The sequence below is a fragment of the Bizionia myxarmorum genome, assembly GCF_008086205.1.
Classification (GTDB): domain Bacteria; phylum Bacteroidota; class Bacteroidia; order Flavobacteriales; family Flavobacteriaceae; genus Algorimicrobium; species Algorimicrobium myxarmorum.
In genome coordinates this window covers 1,380,809-1,398,979 of the sequence record NZ_VSKK01000001.1, presented here as the reverse complement: position 1 = coordinate 1,398,979, position 18,171 = coordinate 1,380,809, and the positions used below count along the sequence as shown (strand labels likewise).

Below are 18,171 nucleotides of genomic sequence, written 5' to 3'. Positions count from 1 at the left end.
CTAGAATTAAAAAGGTTAACACATTTCTGCTAAATTAACTTTTTTTGTGAATATGTTATGATTTTTGTAGGAGATATGTCACACCTTAAGTAAATAGATACCCTTTATTAAACCTGAAAATAATTGGCTGTACAAGAATGTACCTTATAAAGCATCTGGATAAAAACATAAAAAGTCAATACATCAACTAAAAGCATTCATTTGTGTTCCTCACTTCACTTTAAAATTGAAATTCAATTTGCAAGATTATTTTTCAAAATCAACAATATGGCCAATAAGCTAAAACGAAATACATATTTATACTTTTTTATGATCTTATGTTAACCTTTAAGGTTATAGGACATTAAATTAAAACATCAATAATTTAAAATATTAAAAACATGAAATTAGTAAACATTAAACGATTCAAAAACAAAAAGGCCTTATTAGTATTTGGCCTTATTATTATGGGAGCTTTTCAAACTCAAGCGCAAATTGCCATCGGTGGCGGATTGGGTTATAATGAAAAAATATCTGCTCCAGGTGTCACCGTAAAGGCAGAATTTACTATAACAGATGACATTGCTGTATCACCAGGCGTTTCGTATTTCTTTGGAAACAGCTTATATGGATTCAATCAAAACACACTAGCTATAGACGTGAATGCTCATTACTTTTTTGAAATTATAGAAAGTAAACTCAAAATATATCCTTTGCTTGGTTTAAATTATTCCAGTTATAAATCTGGTGCTTCATATTACAGTTTTTATTATGACACTTATGAAGTAAGCGATAATGCTTTCGGTGTAAACATTGGCGCGGGTGGACGCTGGAAATTTTCAGAAAAATTAAGTGTGTATTTAGAACCTAAATATGTGATTAGTGAATACGAGCAAATAATAATTAATGCCGGTATTTTATTCCAACTCTAAAATTCTATTATTTTATTTGAATTAGTCTTCAAGTTAAAAGTCGGAAAATTATTTTCCGACTTTTTTTTATGATTTACGTTAACCTTTTATTAATCAACTTCATAAAAAAGTAAATCTAAAATATTTATACGATGAAATCATTTAAAAATCAAACCGAAAAACAATATATAAGAAAGACACTTATATATACCTTTTTAAAAACATGTTGTGTTTTTACTTTGGGAATTTTAATGTACAACTGTGAATCAGATGACAGTCCTACTAATGATGATCCGACGCCACCCTCACAAATCACGGCCTATTCGGAAATTAAGAATGCTAATTGGCGTGATAATATTGGAAAGGAATTTGAAGTTGAAGGCATTCTTATTGAAGAAAATGGTGTCGCTAAATTACTGATAGATAAAGACGACTATTATATTGATGCAATGACGCCTGAAGAAAATTATATCTATATAGATAGAATTTCAGAACTAGATAATAGTATAAACTTTAGTGAACATTTTGGCAAGAAAGTAAAGGTTAAGGGAATTTGTCAGGAAAATGATAATTCCACGATTCGAAATACTGCTGAATTATTTGGAAATAGGTCATTAGCAACTATAGTGATCCAAACCATTCCTAATTTTAAAATTATAACTACTAACATACTCATTCCAAGACCATCAATTATAAATATCTGTGTATTGTATCCACAATTATGTGAATTCGATTTTTCGCAAGAAAATAAAACAGCTTTGTTATATAGTGGGGGAATAAATGCTGCAAGTGCACATTTAAGATATTGGAACGATTTAAAATTAATGTATAGCATCCTACGATCCAAAGGTTATCCTGAAAATAAAATTCGCGTAGTCTATAAAAATGGTATTGGCGAAGATGATGAAATTCCAGTTCACTATGCCGCAAATCCAACAGGGTTAAATGAAGCTTTTAGCTATATAGATGAGTATATGAATTCCACAACCAAATTCTTCTTAATGATGAATAATCATGGAGGCGGCAAAGATAATTTTGGTCGTCGTAGTACAGGAGTAAATGATAATAACGGTGATGATAATAGAGGTAGTATTTCAGACAATACAGATGAGCAATATTTCTATTACAATTCGTCTACGCCATTAACAGATGATTATTTAGCCACTAAAATCAACGAATTGTCTATGGGTTCTATGATAGCAGTTGTTAAACCATGTTATAGCGGTGGCGTTATTTGGGATTTTAAAGGACCAAATAGAGTTATTATGACTTCTGGAACAGAATTTCAAGTCACTTGGTCTCACCGTTCTGGACAATATGGTGAATTTACATACCACTTTTTTGCAGCAATAACAGGAATAGACCCAATATCTGGTGCTACAGTTAATGCCGATTTAAATGGAAATGGAAGTATATCCATGTACGAAGCGCAAATGTATATTTTAGCAAATGACACCGCTTCTGAACAACCGCAATATGAAGATAACAATGATGGCATAGGAACCTCATCACCTAACGCAACTGGATTTGGTGCATCTACTTATTTATAGCTAAAACCTTGAGCATTTAAAAAACCGAAACGTGAACGTTTCGGTTTTTTATTTAGTTCATGTTAACCTTTCTAGCCTCACTGACATTAAACAAAACCAAGACATTGAAAAAATACTCAAAACTACAGGTTGCAACATATGTACAAGACTAAAGAACATTTGTGTTGTCCTAATTAGATGCTTCCAACTAGATTTGAACAGTATAACATGTTAGATATCACGTATTCATCTTTGATAGAACAATCATTGAAAATAATGTATTCACTAAAAATAATTAATAATCAATAAATTTTAAAATCATGAAAATAATTCAAACAACAATTCAAACAACAATTTCAAAATCAAAGTATGTCTTATTGGCGCTTTTAGTAGTATTTAGTTTTTCCTGTTCTACAGAAGATGGAGAAGATGGCCCAATTGGACCTGCAGGAACAAATGGTACAAATGGTACAAATGGTCAAGATGGTAATGCAAACGTTCAAACATTTATATATGATTTTTCGGCTAAAAGTGGGAGTTCAGTATCTCAAGCAATTCCAGAATTAACAACCGATGTTTTGACAAATGATGTGGTATTAACTTATATAAGTGCATCAGATGTTTATTATCAAGTACCCAATATAATGAACCCTTCGGGAACAACAATTTTTGTTAGAAATTTTTCGGAAACAGGTAATATGAATTTTAGATTTTCATTGGCTTCAGATAATACATCATATTCCCTGCCCGAAGGAACTATTGATGAACTAAAGGTAATAATCATAGAATCTTCTAGTATAACAACAACTGGACGAACAATATCGGGAAAACAACAAATCTACAATGAGCTTAATCAGGCTGGAGTAGATATTAACGACTATCATGCTGTTTGCGATTATTACGGAATTGCATACTAAACTAATCTATTATCAATTTTATAAAAACCGAAGTTAAAAGCTTCGGTTTTTTCATGTATAAATGTTAACCTTTTATTAATCCAAACATAAAGTAGAAATAAACAATAAATTTTAAAGTCATGAAAACAATTAAGAAAACGATTCAAACAACAATTTCAAAATCAAAGTATGTATTATTAACACTTTTAGTAGCTTTTAGTTTTAGCTGTTCACCAGAAGACGGAAACGATGGTGCAGTAGGACCTGCAGGACCTGCTGGCTCAAATGGTCAAGATGGTAATGCTAATGTCATAGCTTCAGATTGGATTCCAATAAGCCTTTCAGATGGTTCTGCTTCACAGTTTGATGTTATTGACACCAATATCAATGCCGAAACTTTATCAAGTAGTTTAATAGTGGTTTATGGAAAGTTCACCGCTCAAGATATTGTAGGAATACCATTCACATATAGCAATAGAACATACTATTTTGTAGCCTTTCAAGACACCAATACATTCCGAATTCTTGGTAGAAGTTTAGATGGAACTTCTGAAAGTTTTAATGATATTAGCGATGTTAGGTATATAATTATTCCATCTAACAATTCAACAAGAGGCAATATTGACTATACTAAAATGTCGTACCAAGAAGTCATAAACCACTTTGATTTGGAAGAATAACCTCCCAAACACTTCCCTAAAAACCGAAATTAAAAGCTTCGGTTTTTTTTATGCCTTTTTGCCTTGAAATGATTAGTATTGTAATCTCAATTTTAAGACTATGATTTCTAGAAAAAACGCCTCCATTTCCAAATGTATTATTCACAAAGTAGGAAATAAACATAATAACACAAAAAATGCGTTTTCTGAAAAAGAAGTCATTTTTGACGAGGCTAGTTATGAACTGATGTTACCGTTTTTATTAAGGCCATTTGCATCGGCTGTGCAAACATTCCGTTTTAACCATCATGCTGATATTTCTCTTAATGAAATAAACACCTATAGTGCGCAGGTTTTTGCGGATGAAGAAAATTTCATTGAAACGTCTCAACATATTGTAAAACATTTATTTGAACAATCCAATTCGGCACAAATAAAAACAGGCGATGTTTTGGTGGTACTTTTTGAAGGTATTGAATTTAATGAAATGACCACCAATGCTATTGGAATTTTTAAAATTGAAAACAAAGTGAATTTCTTTCAAACCTATTTGGAAAACAATAGTTATGATGTATTAGTTCAAAAAGGAATTAGCAGTAAAAAAGTAGATAAAGGCTGTTTAATTTTAAATCAAAGCGATACCGAAGGACGCATCATCTTCAGTGCGGATAATAACAACTACGATGCCCAATATTGGACCAATCATTTTTTGAATATTAAATATGCTGATGATGCCAATAGTCATACCCAACAATACATTGAGTTATGTAAAGATTTTTCTGAAGATATTTTAAAAATCTCCTATGGAAATCAAGAGCAAAATACGTTTTTAGCGAAAACCATCGACTTTTTCAAAGAACATGAGGTTGTAAATGTAGAAACCTTTAAAGATGAATTGTTTCATGAAGACAAGCACAAAACCTTGTTTGACGACTATAAGAAAACCTTTGAAAGCGAGAAAAATCTCGTGATTCGAAATCAGTTTGATGTAGCTGAACTCGTGGTTAATAAAGAAAAGAAAAAGATAAAAACTGAAATTAAACTGGACACCAACATTCAAATTAAATTAGATATTGATGCACCAGAAGCATCTAGCGAATATTTAGAACGTGGTTATGACGATGAAAAGAAAATGCATTACTATAAAGTGTTTTTTAATACAGAAGGATAAAGATTTCTGATTGTTGATTGTTAATTGTTGATTGTTGATTAAAAAGTAAACCCAATTTTAATACCACCATATTTGGCCGAAGAACCTGTTTCAAATTCCCTAGTAATAGCAGATCTGGAATATTCAAAATATAAGGTTTTAGTTTGCACCACAAAACCATAATTAAAGGTCGCAGTTAAGCGTTCAATCTCATTAGAATTTATAGTATAAACGCTTTTTCTATTCAATAAACCGCCTTGCAAAGTAGCATTATAACCAATAACATGTCCAATGGTTTCAGCATAAGCATAAACTCGAAACCCTTTTTTACTTTTAGAATCTGTAAAAGCCGTGTTTATTAATCCTAATGTCGCATTCAACCCTAAAGAAGCATTTGTAAATAGGGTTCCAATTTCAACACCAGTTTCGCCTTGCAGTGAAAACACATTTTGGATGTTGACTAGCTGCTTTTCATAATCCAAGCTGTAATTTAAAACCACATCATTCTTTACTTGATGCTGCCAACCTTGAGGAATTTTATTTCCGGTAGCTTCATGAATTCCTACTTGCATTTCTTTTCCAAATGCACCGGGCCCGATAATACCCAAACTATAGGATTGGGATAAACGATATTTCTGTTTGGTATTAATGGCAATTATAAACGACTTCAGCATAATGGCTGCAGCAAATGGCCTATCACCTATTTGTATTTCCTTGCTTGCATAATCATTAGGTGTAAAACCAATATGTTCAATAGCTAATCCATATTTGGTAGTTGATTCCTTCGCTTTGAAAAACAAACTATTAATTGGATTATTCTCTAAAATTGGCAAAACTATTTCCAAATTATAGCCTTGAGTATAATTTTCATCAGTAGCTGCAAAATAATCATTATCATAGTTAAACCTGAAATAGCGTTCACTTCCCATGTCGCGGAAGGATTTGAAGTGCTCAATTTTTTGGGCAAACACAGATAAAATGCAGGTAAGAAAAGTAATGAGAAGTAGCTGTTTTATTTTCATACCAATACCTACGAGAATTAAAGCGTGCTGGTTTTGATTTGTAATCATAAAAGTCGAACTTTAATTCAAATATTTTCATCATGAAACTTTCAAAAATAGTACTATCCCTTCTCCTTCTTTTATTTTCCCTAAACCTTTCAGCCCAAGATCGGGACATTAGTTATATGACTTCTGGTGGCGAAATTCATCCTATACAAGCTAATATGGATATTAGACATTACACTATTAATTTAGATGTGGATATTGAAAATGAGTCGATTAATGGTTTTACAGAAGTTACGATGCTTCTTGAAAAACCAAGCGATTCTCTACTGTTGGATTTAATACATTTTCTGAAAGTAAATAGTGTTTCTGTGAATGGTGAAACAACAGCGTTCTTTCAGAAAAAAGACTATTTATACATTGTAAACAAAAATTCCTTCCAAGCCGGAAAACAACTAGTAAAAATAGATTACGGAGGCAAACCACCTGTTGCTATTAAGCCACCTTGGGATGGTGGATTTACATGGACACAAGATAAAAGTGGTAATCCTTGGATTGCTATTAATTGCCAAGGTGAAGGTGGAAAAATATATTTCCCTTGTAAAGATCACCCAAGTGATGAACCCAATGAAGGTGTCGATTTATTTATATCCGTTCCTACAGGTTTAAAAGTGGCCAGTTTTGGACTATTACAAAGTAAAACTTCCCTACCAAATAACAAAACCCAGTTTCATTGGAAAACAAATTACACCATCAGCAATTACTGTGTGGTTTTTAATGTGGCCAAATACCATGTAGAAAAACGCATGTATACCACTATAGATAATAATGAAGTTCCTATGGAGTTTTATATTTTGGAAGAAGACAAAGAACACGCTAATAAAGTGTTAGATATTCGAGAACGCGATGCCCGAGTTTTAGAAAAGTATTTAGGTGAATATCCTTGGGTTAATGAAAAAATAGGCATTGCACATGTGCCAAACCCTGGAATGGAACACCAAACGATGGTTACTTTTGGCGATCCATTTGATTTTCAACAAGTCTATGGCCAACCGTACTCACCTAATTTATATCATGAATTTGGCCATGAATGGTTTGCTAATAAAGTCACCAATAGTGATTGGACGCATATGTGGATTCAAGAAGGCATTGACACGTATACCGAGTCTTTTTTATTTAAAGAAATTGGAGGCGAAAAAGCTTATGATAGTATTATAGCAAAATTTAAAAAAAGTATTAAAAATAAGCAAGCTCTCGTTTTGCGCGATCATGAAACGGAAGCCGCAATTTATACCGGAGATATTTATACAAAAGGCGCCTTTTTTATGCATTCCTTGAAAACCGTAATTGGAGATGATGTCTTTTTCAAAACACTTAAAGAACTAGCTACCAATCCAAAATACACCTATGACAATACAGTAACAACGGATGATGTGGAGCAACTATTCAGCATGCGCTCAGGGAAAAACTTAAAACCTTTTTTCGATTTCTATTTACGTACCACCAACACTTTAAATGTGCAAGTTAAAAAAGGAAGAAATGGAAATTATACCATTCTATCTTCCAACGCGCCTATTCCGTTACCCGTGAAAGTAACAACGAATTCAGGGATTGTTGAAGTTTTACTAGAAAAAAACAAGCCTGTTTCTATTTCGAGTAAAACACCTCCTATTTTAGATGCCAGTAAAAATTATATAACGGATATTGATTTTAAATAAAAATGAAACATAATTTCAGTGAATGAATTAATGCGAAACAGTAATAAATATTGATTTTTAAAATTTAGTAAAAGATTAAAGAATTATGAAAAAAACGCTTCAAATAAGTAATGGTGTGGCTTTAGTATCTACCATTATTATCAACTATTTATCGAATACCGGTAAAATAAATAATGCCACCATTGGAGAAGTTTCAAAAGAATTGAATTCCCTTTTTACACCTGCAGGTTATGCTTTTTCTATTTGGGGATTCATTTATTTATTACTTCTTGGGTTTATTATTTATCAAGGTCGCAGTTTATTTGTTAAAGTAAGAAACGACGATTTTATTCTAAAAACCGGTTGGTGGTTTGTCATTTCTTGCCTTGCCAATAGCGCCTGGGTATTTGCATGGTTGTATGGATATACAGGATTATCATGCGTTTTTATTTTCCTATTGCTGTTTTCACTTCTTAAAATTGTTTATGCCAATGCCATGGAGCTTTGGGACGCACCACTTTCAACTATTGCTTTCTTGTGGTGGCCGTTTGTGTTTTATAGTGGTTGGGTAGCCGTTGCTAGTATTGCTAACGTATCCTCCTATTTGGTTAAAATTAATTGGGATGGTTTTGGTTTATCACCAGTTTCATGGACACTTATAATGATTGGTATTGCCACTATTATTAACTTGGTTATAACTTGGACCCGGAATATGCGCGAATTTGCCTTGGTTGGCGCTTGGGCATTAATTGCCATCGCAATTAGAAACCAAACGAAACAGGAAACGATTTATGCAACCGCAGCTATTGCAGCGGCAATACTAATAATTAGTTCTGGAATTCATGGATTTAAAAATCGGGCTACCAATCCTTTTAAGAAATATATGGAGCGTCATGAAGGTAAATAAGCTATTAAATCGTGGTTGATTCCAATGTAAATGTCGATTCAAAAAGTGCTGAAAAATGTTTCAAAAGCTTGGCTTTGAGTTCATCTTCGTCTATCACTTTTTTACCTAATTCTACGTTTAAAGAGGTCACTGCTTTTCCTTTAATACCGCAGGGAATCATATGATCAAAATAACCCAAATCCGCATTCACGTTTAACGCAAAACCATGCATGGTTACCCAACGACTAGCGCGAACACCCATAGCACAAATTTTTCTCGCAAATGGCGTTCCAACATCTAACCAAACGCCTGTTTCACCGGGACTACGTTCTGTTTTAAGTCCGTATTCATCTAAAGTAAGAATAATCATTTCTTCCAAAAAACGCAGGTATTTATGAATATCCGTAAAGAAATTTTCTAAATCCAATATAGGATAACCAACCACTTGACCAGGCCCGTGATAGGTAATATCACCACCCCGATTTACTTTATAAAATTTGGCGCCTTTTTCTTCTAGTTGCTTTTCGGAAATTAAAAGGTTAGACAAATCACCACTTTTACCCAAAGTATAAACGTGTGGATGTTCCACTAATAAGAAATAATTAGCGGTTTCTAAATTGGCATCTTCCCGTCTATTCTTGATTTTCGTATCTACAATACGCTTGAAAAGTGTTTCCTGATAGTCCCAAATTTCTTGGTAATCGCGGAGTCCTAATTCTTGTAGTGTAATTTGCTTATTCATAGATGGCAAAATTACGATAATTTCTTATGAAACTTTAAGTGTAAATAGAGAAACTGCACATAGAATATTTCGACTTTAAACTAATTTTTTGGATTATTCAAGATAACCAAAGCAGCAATTACGCCAGGAACCCAACCGCAAATCCATAGTATAAAAACGATTAAAATAGAACCGCAGCCTTTATCCAAAACAGCTAAAGGAGGACATAAAATAGATAGCAAAACACGCCAAAAACTCATAATAAATTTGATTTAATGATTGATGTATCTATAGGACTACAAAAGTACCCAAACGTTACAGTTGATTTTCATTACAATATATTGAAATGCTAAGTAATAGTAATTATCTTTGTAGGCTTATAAAAACATTCAATTTATACATATGTCGCAGTTATCAGAGGTAGAAATCGTAAGAAGAGAGAAGCTAGCCAAATTACGTGAATTAGGAATTAACCCATATCCAGCAGATTTATATCCTGTAGAAGAGACTTCTAAACAGGTAAAAGATAGTTTTATTGAAGGCAAAAAGGTGGTTATTGCTGGACGTTTAATGACACGACGTATTCAAGGAAATGCTAGTTTTGCCGAGTTACAAGATAGTGCTGGCCGTATTCAATTATATTTTAATCGTGATGAAATTTGCACGGGCGACGATAAAACACATTATAATACCGTCTATAAAAAACTATTAGATATTGGTGATTTTATTGGTATTGAAGGTGAACTTTTCACAACTCAAGTTGGTGAAAAAACCGTTATGGTTAAAAATTTCACACTTTTAAGTAAAGCGTTAAAACCATTACCACAGCCACGTGAAGATGTGGATGGAAAAGTCCATGATGCCTTTACAGATCCAGAGCAACGTTACAGACAACGCTATGTTGATTTAGTTGTTAATCCGCAGGTGAAAGAGGTGTTTGTAAAACGAACCAAATTATATACAGCCATGCGTAACTTTTTTGATAGCGCTGGTTATATGGAAGTAGAAACCCCAATTTTGCAACCCATTCCAGGAGGTGCGGCCGCTAAACCATTTATAACACACCACAATAGTTTAGATATGCCTTTATACATGCGTATTGCCAACGAATTGTATTTAAAGCGATTAATTGTTGGTGGATTTGATGGTGTTTATGAATTTTCAAAAAACTTCCGTAATGAAGGTATGGACAGAACCCATAATCCAGAGTTTACGGCTATGGAAATCTACGTTTCTTACAAGGATTATAATTGGATGATGGATTTCTGTGAGAAATTATTAGAACATTGTGCTATTGCGGTAAATGGAACTTCTAAAGCGACTTTTGGCAAACACAATATTGATTTTAAAGCGCCTTATGCACGTGTTACCATGGCGGAATCTATAGAACACTTTACAGGTTTTGATATTACAGGAAAAACAGAAAGTGAAATTTTTGATGCTGCAAAAGGCATGGGAATTTCTGTTGATAAAACCATGGGTAAAGGCAAACTGATTGATGAAATTTTTGGTGAAAAATGTGAAGGAAACTATATACAACCAACTTTTATAACGGATTATCCAAAGGAGATGAGTCCTCTTTGTAAAGAGCACCGGGACAATCCAGAATTAACCGAACGTTTTGAGCTTATGGTTTGCGGTAAAGAAATAGCCAATGCCTATTCCGAATTAAATGACCCAATAGATCAGCGCGAACGTTTTGAACACCAATTAAAACTAGCCGCAAAGGGTGATGACGAAGCCACCGAATTCATTGATTATGACTTTTTACGCGCTTTAGAATACGGCATGCCTCCAACATCAGGTATGGGAATTGGCATGGACCGATTGATTATGTTTTTAACCAATAACCAATCCATTCAAGAAGTTCTATTTTTCCCACAAATGAGACCCGAGAAAAAACAAGTCGCTTTAAGCGATGATGCTAAATCTATTTTGGAAATTTTGAAAAAATCAGAGCGAATGGAATTAAATGATTTGAAAGAAACGTCTGGTTTAAGTAATAAAAAATGGGACAAAGCCATTAAAGACTTAACCAAAAATAAAATGGCTAGCGTTGAAAAAGTAGACGACGGATTATTTGTCCAAATTTCTTAAGTATATTTAAAAAGAACTGTTTTCACAAGCAGTTCTTTTTTATTTTAAAATAAGGTGATACATTTATAAACACTATATCCTCAATATGAAATCCCTAGTATCTCGAATTTATAAAACGGTTGTCCAGAAAACCTTTATGCTTCCGATATTGGCTTTTATTTCTATTACAGCATTAGTTTTTACGCTTTGGGATAAATCCGTCTTGGATTATCAGGTTTGGGTTAAAAGTCAAATTCAACAAGCGGGGGAAATAACGACACAGGAATTTATTAGCTCTGTACGAAAGGAAATCATCCAAATAGAAAATCTTAAAAATAGGATACAATTTACGGAAGGGAACCATCAAAAATTTTGGGATCAAGACGTGAACATGTTACTAGAGCAATCCAATTCCATTAAATTTGTGGAATGGATAGATACGTCTATGGTGGTCCGAAAAGTGAATCCGACCAAAGGCAACGAAGATATCTTAAATCTTGACATATCAAATTTAAATTACCGAAATGAAGAATGGATTGCTCATACTTTGGATAGTTCCATAAATATCACACCTTGGATAAAATTGACTCAAGGTGGAAATGCTTTACTTATTGATGTTCCTACCTATTACGACAATAAATTTCAGGGAACTGTTACTGCTGGAATGGATTTCACTTCCAATTTCAATAAATTCGCGGCAAGACTGCGCGATTACTGTGTTGAATTAAGAGATGATAAGGGAACTTTAATTTTCGAATATAATGAAGATAAAAAAGCGGTAACCGATTCAAGTTTCATCTTTACTAAACAACTCACCATTGATTATTTAGAAAAGCATTTCTGGCATTTAAAAATCTATCCTACTAATGATTTGTTGTTTCTAACGAATAAACGAACCTTCATTAATTACACCTTAATTTTCGGTATTACATTATCATTTTTAATTAGTATGCTTATTTACTTCTATTTAAAAGCATTAAATGCAACCTCACGCGTTTTAAATATAAACCGAAAACTAGCCAATGTAAATACGAGTTTAAATATACAAAAGCAGAAAGCTGAAGAAGCATCCATAGCCAAAACAGATTTTCTATCTAATATGAGTCATGAAATACGCACACCTTTACATGCTATTTTAGGTTTTATTCAGGTTTTAAAAGGAAGTAAGCTTGAAGAAAAAGACAAGGAGTATGTCAATTTAATGGATAAATCATCTAACAACCTATTAACAATTGTTAATGATATATTAGAAATTCACAAAATTGAATCAGGCGCTATCAGTTTAGAAGAACACCTGTTTTGTCCATCTAAAAAATTGCAAGAACTCATTGAAACCTATGCATATCATTTTAAAGAAAAAGGTCTTACACTTAATTTAAATTTAGTAGAACCAGCGGGTTTGAATGTAAAAAGTGACATGAGTAAATATTCACAAATCATTACAAACTTATTAAAAAATGCTTTAAAATTCACTATAGATGGAGGTGTTGAAGTTGAATATAAGGAAGAACGCATAGCCGAGAAATTAAAAATAAGCATCATCATAAAAGATTCGGGAATTGGTATTTCCAAAAATAAATTGAAATCTATTTTTAACCGATTCACACAGATAGAAAGCAGTTTAAAAAAACAGCATGAAGGTAGTGGTTTGGGTTTATCTATCAGTAAAGATTTTGCCGAACTATTAGACGGCTCAATTACAGTTATAAGCAAGCCAGAATCTGGAAGTTCATTCACTTTTAATGCTATGCTAAACATTAGTGACCAAAATATGCTTCAAATTAATGAAACTTTTGATAATTTGAAGCTGCCGCACTTAAAAGTACTGGTCGTAGATGATAATACGATTAATGTTATCGTGCTTAAAAAACTACTTCAAGATATTGATATTCAAGTTGACGCCGTTTCTAATGGACAAATGGCTATAGATAAATTCCGCACTGAAGATTATCAATTGATACTTATGGACGTTCATATGCCACAAATGGATGGTTATGAAGCCACCTCAATCATTAGGGAAGAAGATGATAAAATAATTATTATTGGACTATCTGCTAATGTTACTTCCACAGCCATTCAAAAAGCATTGGATAGCGGAATGACTAATTACCTAACCAAGCCTTTCACTAAAGAACGTCTATACAAGCTTATTTTAACCTATTTTACTTAAAATCAATATAAAAGCCTTTAAGACATTTTTGATCTGCCGCAAAAAACGTATTTTTAGTTTAATGAATTCTTAAAAAATCACTTGAAATGAAAAATCACCTTTTTAGTGTTATTTGCTTTTTGACGCTTTCCACTTTTACTTTTTCGCAGACTATTAATAGTGAAAAATCTGTGGTAGATTTTAATATAAAGGCAGGTGGTATTTTTAATGTGAACGGCACATTTACAGAAATGCAAGGCACATTTAATTTTGAAGAAGCTGCAGTTGAAAATGCCTGTTTTGATATTTGTATTAATGCGAAAACCATTAATACGGAAAACAATAAACGAGATACACATTTGCGAAGTGATGATTTTTTCGCTATTGAAAACTACCCAAGTATTTGCTATAAATCGGATTCGGTTTCTAAATTAAAGGATGGATTTAGTACTACCGGAAATTTAACCATTCATGGCGTTACGAAAACAGTTATAATTCCTTTTTCCTATAAGAATAATGTTTTTAAAGGCGAAATAGAAATTAATCGTTTCGATTACAATATAGGTGATGATTATGGGTCTTGGCGCGTTGGAGAAACAGCTTCCGTAATCATCACCTGTATCATTAATTAATCACGAAGTAAAGGCATGGTGCTGCAACGCAACAAACCTTCTTGCTTGGCAATTTCGGCGTAAGGAACTTCTTCAACCGTAATGTCATTGCTTCTCAACCACGCATTTAAACGTGTGAAGTTTTTCTCGGAAATAACCACATCTTCAGAAATTGAAAATATGTTACTATTCATATTATACATTTCATCTCGTGTAATATGAAACAGATTATCTTTTCCAATTAAATCTACTAAATACATATAATCACTCTCTTCACGGAAGCCACTTTTGTAAATAATACCCAAGTTTTTACCAACCGGTTGGAAACAACAATCTAAATGCAAGGCGTTATCACGCGGTTCAATTTTAGATTTTATCAAATCGAATTCCTTAACCGTCTTATTTGGGAATAAATCTTTGATGTATTGCACGCCTTCCATATTAGTTCTGGCAGTGATATAATTTTTATAATCGCTCCCTTTATAAGTTCCAATGAAAATATGATCATTATAAAGCATGACATCGCCACCTTCAATATGCGCCTTTTCTGGAGGACGCACCACTTTTTTAGGATCAATTTGATCTATTATATATTGAACTGCTTCCAGTTCTTCTTCACGATTAGGAAGAATATTCGCTTTAATAAAAACATCATCGATGACAAATGCAATGTCACGCGTGAAAATCTGATTGCAATCTTTAATTAATTCAGGTCTGTAAATTTTAACATCATATTTTTTAAAGATGTCTTCAACAGCCTGCATTTCTTTAACCATATCAGCTTCTAGCGGATAGGTTCCCGCTTTTATATGCTCCAACGATTTCGGGTCATAAGCTTCATGTTCCTTTGGTGTTGGTCCATTGCTTATTGCGGTGCCTAATACTACAGCACGCAATCTTGATGTTTCATTATGTACGTTAAGTTTTATCATAATTTTGTAAACCTAATAAATTAATTTTGGAATGAGAATTTCAATAAATTTTTGATATAAAAAAAAGCTCCATTAATTAAGAATGAAGCTTTTATATATTTTGAAAAACACTAACGTTTTTCGATAGCTTTGAAAGATCTTAAAGTTTCACCAACATAAATTTGTCTTGGACGACCAATTGGCTCATTGTTTAAACGCATTTCACGCCATTGGGAAATCCAACCTGGTAAACGACCTAATGCAAACATTACCGTAAACATATCTGTTGGGATACCCATGGCTCTGTAAATTATACCAGAGTAGAAATCCACATTTGGATATAATTTTCTATCTACAAAGTAAGCATCTTCTAAAGCTTCGTTTTCTAAAGCTTTGGCGATATTTAAAATAGGATCATCAACACCCAAATCATTTAAAATTTCATCTGCAGCCTTTTTAATAATTTTAGCTCTAGGATCAAAATTCTTATAAACTCGGTGTCCAAAGCCCATTAATCTGAAAGGATCTTCTCTATCTTTAGCTTTAGACATGTATTTAGCCGTATCACCACCATCTTCATTAATGGCTTCAAGCATTTCTAAAACGGCTTGGTTTGCACCACCGTGAAGTGGTCCCCAAAGTGCAGAAATTCCTGCAGAAAGTGAAGCAAATAATCCAACATGAGATGACCCTGCTATTCGTACCGTAGAAGTAGAACAATTTTGCTCATGATCCGCATGAAGTATTAATAATTTATCCAAAGCATTAACTACAATGGGATTGAATTTATAGTCTTCATTAGGTTGCTTAAACATCATTTTCAGAATGTTTTCTACATAACCTAAATTTTTATCACCGTAATCTAATGGTAAACCATTCTTTTTTCTGAAAGTCCAAGCCACTAATACTGGAAATTTCCCTAGTATTTTTACGATAGCTTTGTACATATCTTCCTCTGATTTCACATTGACAGAAGACGGATTAAAAGCAGTTAAAGCACTCGTTAAAGAAGCCAAAACACCCATTGGATGTGCAGACTTTGGAAATGCGTCAACAATTTTTCTTAAATCTTCATCAACAACAGATTGTTCTTTTATGTCTTTATGAAACTTGTCTAATTGATCTTGCGTTGGCAACTCTCCAAAAATTAACAAGTAAGCAACTTCTAGAAAATCGGCTTTTTCAGCCAGCTCTTCAATAGAATAACCGCGGTATCTCAAAATGCCTTTTTCACCATCTAAAAACGTAATAGCACTTTCACAAGAACCTGTGTTTTTATAGCCTGGATCAATAGTTACGACACCGTTGGTAGTACTTCTTAAATCTTTAATATCGATTCCAATTTCATTTTCTGTTCCTTTAACTAAAGGAAATTCGTACTTTTCGCCATTAATTTCTAAAGTAGCTGTGTTTGCCATATATCTATATAATTATTATAATGTTGTTTGAATTCTTATAGGTTTACGAAAATACAAAATATCTACCTATTTTTAAAGTGAATTAACAAGCTTTTATCAATAAAGACATTGGTAAAATTGATACAAAAAAAATAGCGATTACTAGGCTGCTAGTAATCGCTATTGAAATTTTACTCTCAAAAATTAGGGCTTAATTCTGAACGAAAACGAAAGCGAATTACTGTTTTACTTTAAATGCTTTCATTCTAGGGTAATAAGCTACATCCCCTAATTCCTCTTCAATACGCAGTAGTTGGTTGTATTTAGCCATACGGTCACTTCGGGATGCCGAACCTGTTTTAATTTGTCCGCAATTTAAAGCCACAGCTAAATCAGCAATGGTATTATCTTCTGTTTCTCCTGATCGATGTGACATAACAGTTGTATAACCCGCATTTTGAGCCATATTTACAGCAGCAATCGTTTCCGTTAAGGTTCCTATTTGATTTACTTTTATTAATATAGAATTGGCTGTTTTGGTCTCAAAACCTTTTGATAAACGCTCCACATTGGTAACAAAAAGATCATCTCCAACTATTTGCACTTTATCCCCAATTAGTTCGGTTAAATATTTCCAACCATCCCAATCGTTTTCATCCATTCCATCTTCCACGGAGATTATTGGATATTTATTGCACAATTCAGCAATATAATTTGCTTGTTCTTTGCTCGTTCTTACTTTACCTGAATCACCTTCAAATTTCTTATAATTGTATTTACCATCTACATAAAACTCGGCAGCAGCACAGTCTAAAGCAATCATAACATCATCACCAAGTTTGTAACCTGCGTTGTCCACTGCTTTCTTAATAGTATCTATAGCATCTTCCGTTCCGCCTTCTAAATTAGGTGCAAATCCGCCTTCATCACCAACGGATGTGCTTAAGCCACGATCATGTAAAACTGCTTTTAAATGATGAAAAATCTCGGTTCCCATTTGCATGGCATGGCTAAAGTTTTTCGCTTTAACAGGCATAATCATAAACTCTTGAAACGCAATGGGCGCATCACTATGAGAACCGCCATTAATAATATTCATCATTGGCACCGGAAGCGTGTTGGCGGAAACGCCTCCAATATAACGGTATAATGGTAAACCTAACTCATTTGCAGCCGCTTTAGCCGCCGCAAGGGAAACCCCTAAAATAGCATTCGCTCCTAAATTGGATTTATTTGCTGTTCCATCCAATTCAATTAATATTTGATCTATTGTGTTCTGTTCAAATATAGATGTTCCTAATAATTCTTGAGCAATAATAGTATTCACATTTTTAACGGCTTTGGTTACACCTTTACCCATAAATGCTTTACCGCCATCGCGTAATTCTACCGCCTCATGTTCACCTGTAGAAGCACCTGATGGTACGGCGGCGCGTCCTAAAAAGCCATTTTCAGTAGTCACATCTACTTCTATGGTAGGATTACCACGTGAATCAAAAATTTGTCTGGCGAAAATATTTATTATAATGCTCATAATTTTGGTTTTAAGTTTAGCAATGTCAATTTACGAAATCTTAAAATGACGGTAAATTCAA

Annotated in this window: 16 protein-coding genes; 10 read left to right on the top strand and 6 right to left on the bottom strand. The window is 33.3% G+C overall.

Annotation, left to right across the window (positions count from 1 at the left end):
• Positions 1–380 precede the first annotated feature (380 nt).
• The 5 genes from ES674_RS06360 to ES674_RS06340 all read left to right on the top strand — a co-directional run bounded on the left by ES674_RS06360 (position 381) and on the right by ES674_RS06340 (position 5,145).
• Complete coding sequence (locus tag ES674_RS06360) at positions 381–911, top strand: outer membrane beta-barrel protein (protein ID WP_148403124.1); 531 nt, start codon at positions 381–383, stop codon at positions 909–911.
• A gap of 131 nt (positions 912–1,042) precedes the next feature.
• Positions 1,043–2,440 (top strand): C13 family peptidase, encoded by a 1,398-nt coding sequence (locus ES674_RS06355; protein WP_148403123.1) that lies wholly within the window; start codon positions 1,043–1,045, stop codon positions 2,438–2,440.
• A 356-nt stretch (positions 2,441–2,796) separates the two neighbouring features.
• Complete coding sequence (locus ES674_RS06350; protein WP_148403122.1) at positions 2,797–3,336, top strand: hypothetical protein; 540 nt, start codon at positions 2,797–2,799, stop codon at positions 3,334–3,336.
• Positions 3,337–3,455: 119 nt separating this feature from the next.
• Positions 3,456–3,995 carry a hypothetical protein gene (locus tag ES674_RS06345; RefSeq protein ID WP_148403121.1) on the top strand — a complete coding sequence of 180 codons (540 nt, stop codon included), beginning with the start codon at positions 3,456–3,458 and terminating at the stop codon, positions 3,993–3,995.
• Positions 3,996–4,095: 100 nt separating this feature from the next.
• Positions 4,096–5,145, top strand: coding sequence for a nucleoid-associated protein (locus tag ES674_RS06340; protein ID WP_148403120.1), 1,050 nt, complete (start codon positions 4,096–4,098; stop codon positions 5,143–5,145).
• Positions 5,146–5,183: 38 nt separating this feature from the next.
• On the opposite strand, the gene ES674_RS06335 is transcribed toward ES674_RS06340, so the two are convergent.
• Positions 5,184–6,194 (bottom strand): lipid A deacylase LpxR family protein, encoded by a 1,011-nt coding sequence (locus tag ES674_RS06335; RefSeq protein ID WP_317132037.1) that lies wholly within the window; start codon positions 6,192–6,194, stop codon positions 5,184–5,186.
• Between the two features lie 32 nt (positions 6,195–6,226).
• On the opposite strand from ES674_RS06335, the gene ES674_RS06330 reads away from it, so the two are divergent.
• Both ES674_RS06330 and ES674_RS06325 read left to right on the top strand, forming a co-directional pair.
• Positions 6,227–7,846 (top strand): M1 family metallopeptidase, encoded by a 1,620-nt coding sequence (locus tag ES674_RS06330; RefSeq protein WP_148403119.1) that lies wholly within the window; start codon positions 6,227–6,229, stop codon positions 7,844–7,846.
• Positions 7,847–7,931: 85 nt separating this feature from the next.
• Positions 7,932–8,732, top strand: coding sequence for a tryptophan-rich sensory protein (locus tag ES674_RS06325; protein ID WP_148403118.1), 801 nt, complete (start codon positions 7,932–7,934; stop codon positions 8,730–8,732).
• Between the two features lie 4 nt (positions 8,733–8,736).
• Here the strand turns inward: ES674_RS06325 and lipB are convergent, their stop codons facing one another.
• Both lipB and ES674_RS06315 read right to left on the bottom strand, forming a co-directional pair.
• Entirely contained in the window at positions 8,737–9,453 is a 717-nt protein-coding gene (lipB, locus tag ES674_RS06320) for a lipoyl(octanoyl) transferase LipB (protein ID WP_148403117.1), read from the bottom strand.
• Between the two features lie 80 nt (positions 9,454–9,533).
• Positions 9,534–9,692 (bottom strand): YqaE/Pmp3 family membrane protein, encoded by a 159-nt coding sequence (locus tag ES674_RS06315; protein WP_082986016.1) that lies wholly within the window; start codon positions 9,690–9,692, stop codon positions 9,534–9,536.
• 142 nt (positions 9,693–9,834) lie between these two features.
• Between ES674_RS06315 and lysS the strand changes: the two genes are divergently transcribed.
• The 3 genes from lysS (at position 9,835) to ES674_RS06300 (ending at position 14,289) form a co-directional block, all read left to right on the top strand.
• Positions 9,835–11,529 (top strand): lysine--tRNA ligase, encoded by a 1,695-nt coding sequence (lysS, locus tag ES674_RS06310; protein WP_148403116.1) that lies wholly within the window; start codon positions 9,835–9,837, stop codon positions 11,527–11,529.
• A gap of 85 nt (positions 11,530–11,614) precedes the next feature.
• A complete protein-coding gene (locus ES674_RS06305; protein WP_148403115.1) occupies positions 11,615–13,678 on the top strand; it encodes a hybrid sensor histidine kinase/response regulator in 2,064 nt (687 codons plus the stop codon).
• 86 nt (positions 13,679–13,764) lie between these two features.
• Entirely contained in the window at positions 13,765–14,289 is a 525-nt protein-coding gene (locus tag ES674_RS06300) for a YceI family protein (protein ID WP_148403114.1), read from the top strand.
• On the opposite strand, the gene ES674_RS06295 is transcribed toward ES674_RS06300, so the two are convergent.
• The 3 genes from ES674_RS06295 to eno form a co-directional block, all read right to left on the bottom strand.
• Entirely contained in the window at positions 14,286–15,200 is a 915-nt protein-coding gene (locus ES674_RS06295) for a dimethylarginine dimethylaminohydrolase family protein (protein ID WP_148403113.1), read from the bottom strand. The genes ES674_RS06300 and ES674_RS06295 overlap by 4 nt on opposite strands.
• A 110-nt stretch (positions 15,201–15,310) precedes the next feature.
• Positions 15,311–16,597 carry a citrate synthase gene (locus ES674_RS06290; protein ID WP_148403112.1) on the bottom strand — a complete coding sequence of 429 codons (1,287 nt, stop codon included), beginning with the start codon at positions 16,595–16,597 and terminating at the stop codon, positions 15,311–15,313.
• Positions 16,598–16,814: 217 nt separating this feature from the next.
• Entirely contained in the window at positions 16,815–18,110 is a 1,296-nt protein-coding gene (gene eno / locus ES674_RS06285) for a phosphopyruvate hydratase (protein WP_148403111.1), read from the bottom strand.
• Between the last annotated feature and the right edge of the window lie 61 nt (positions 18,111–18,171).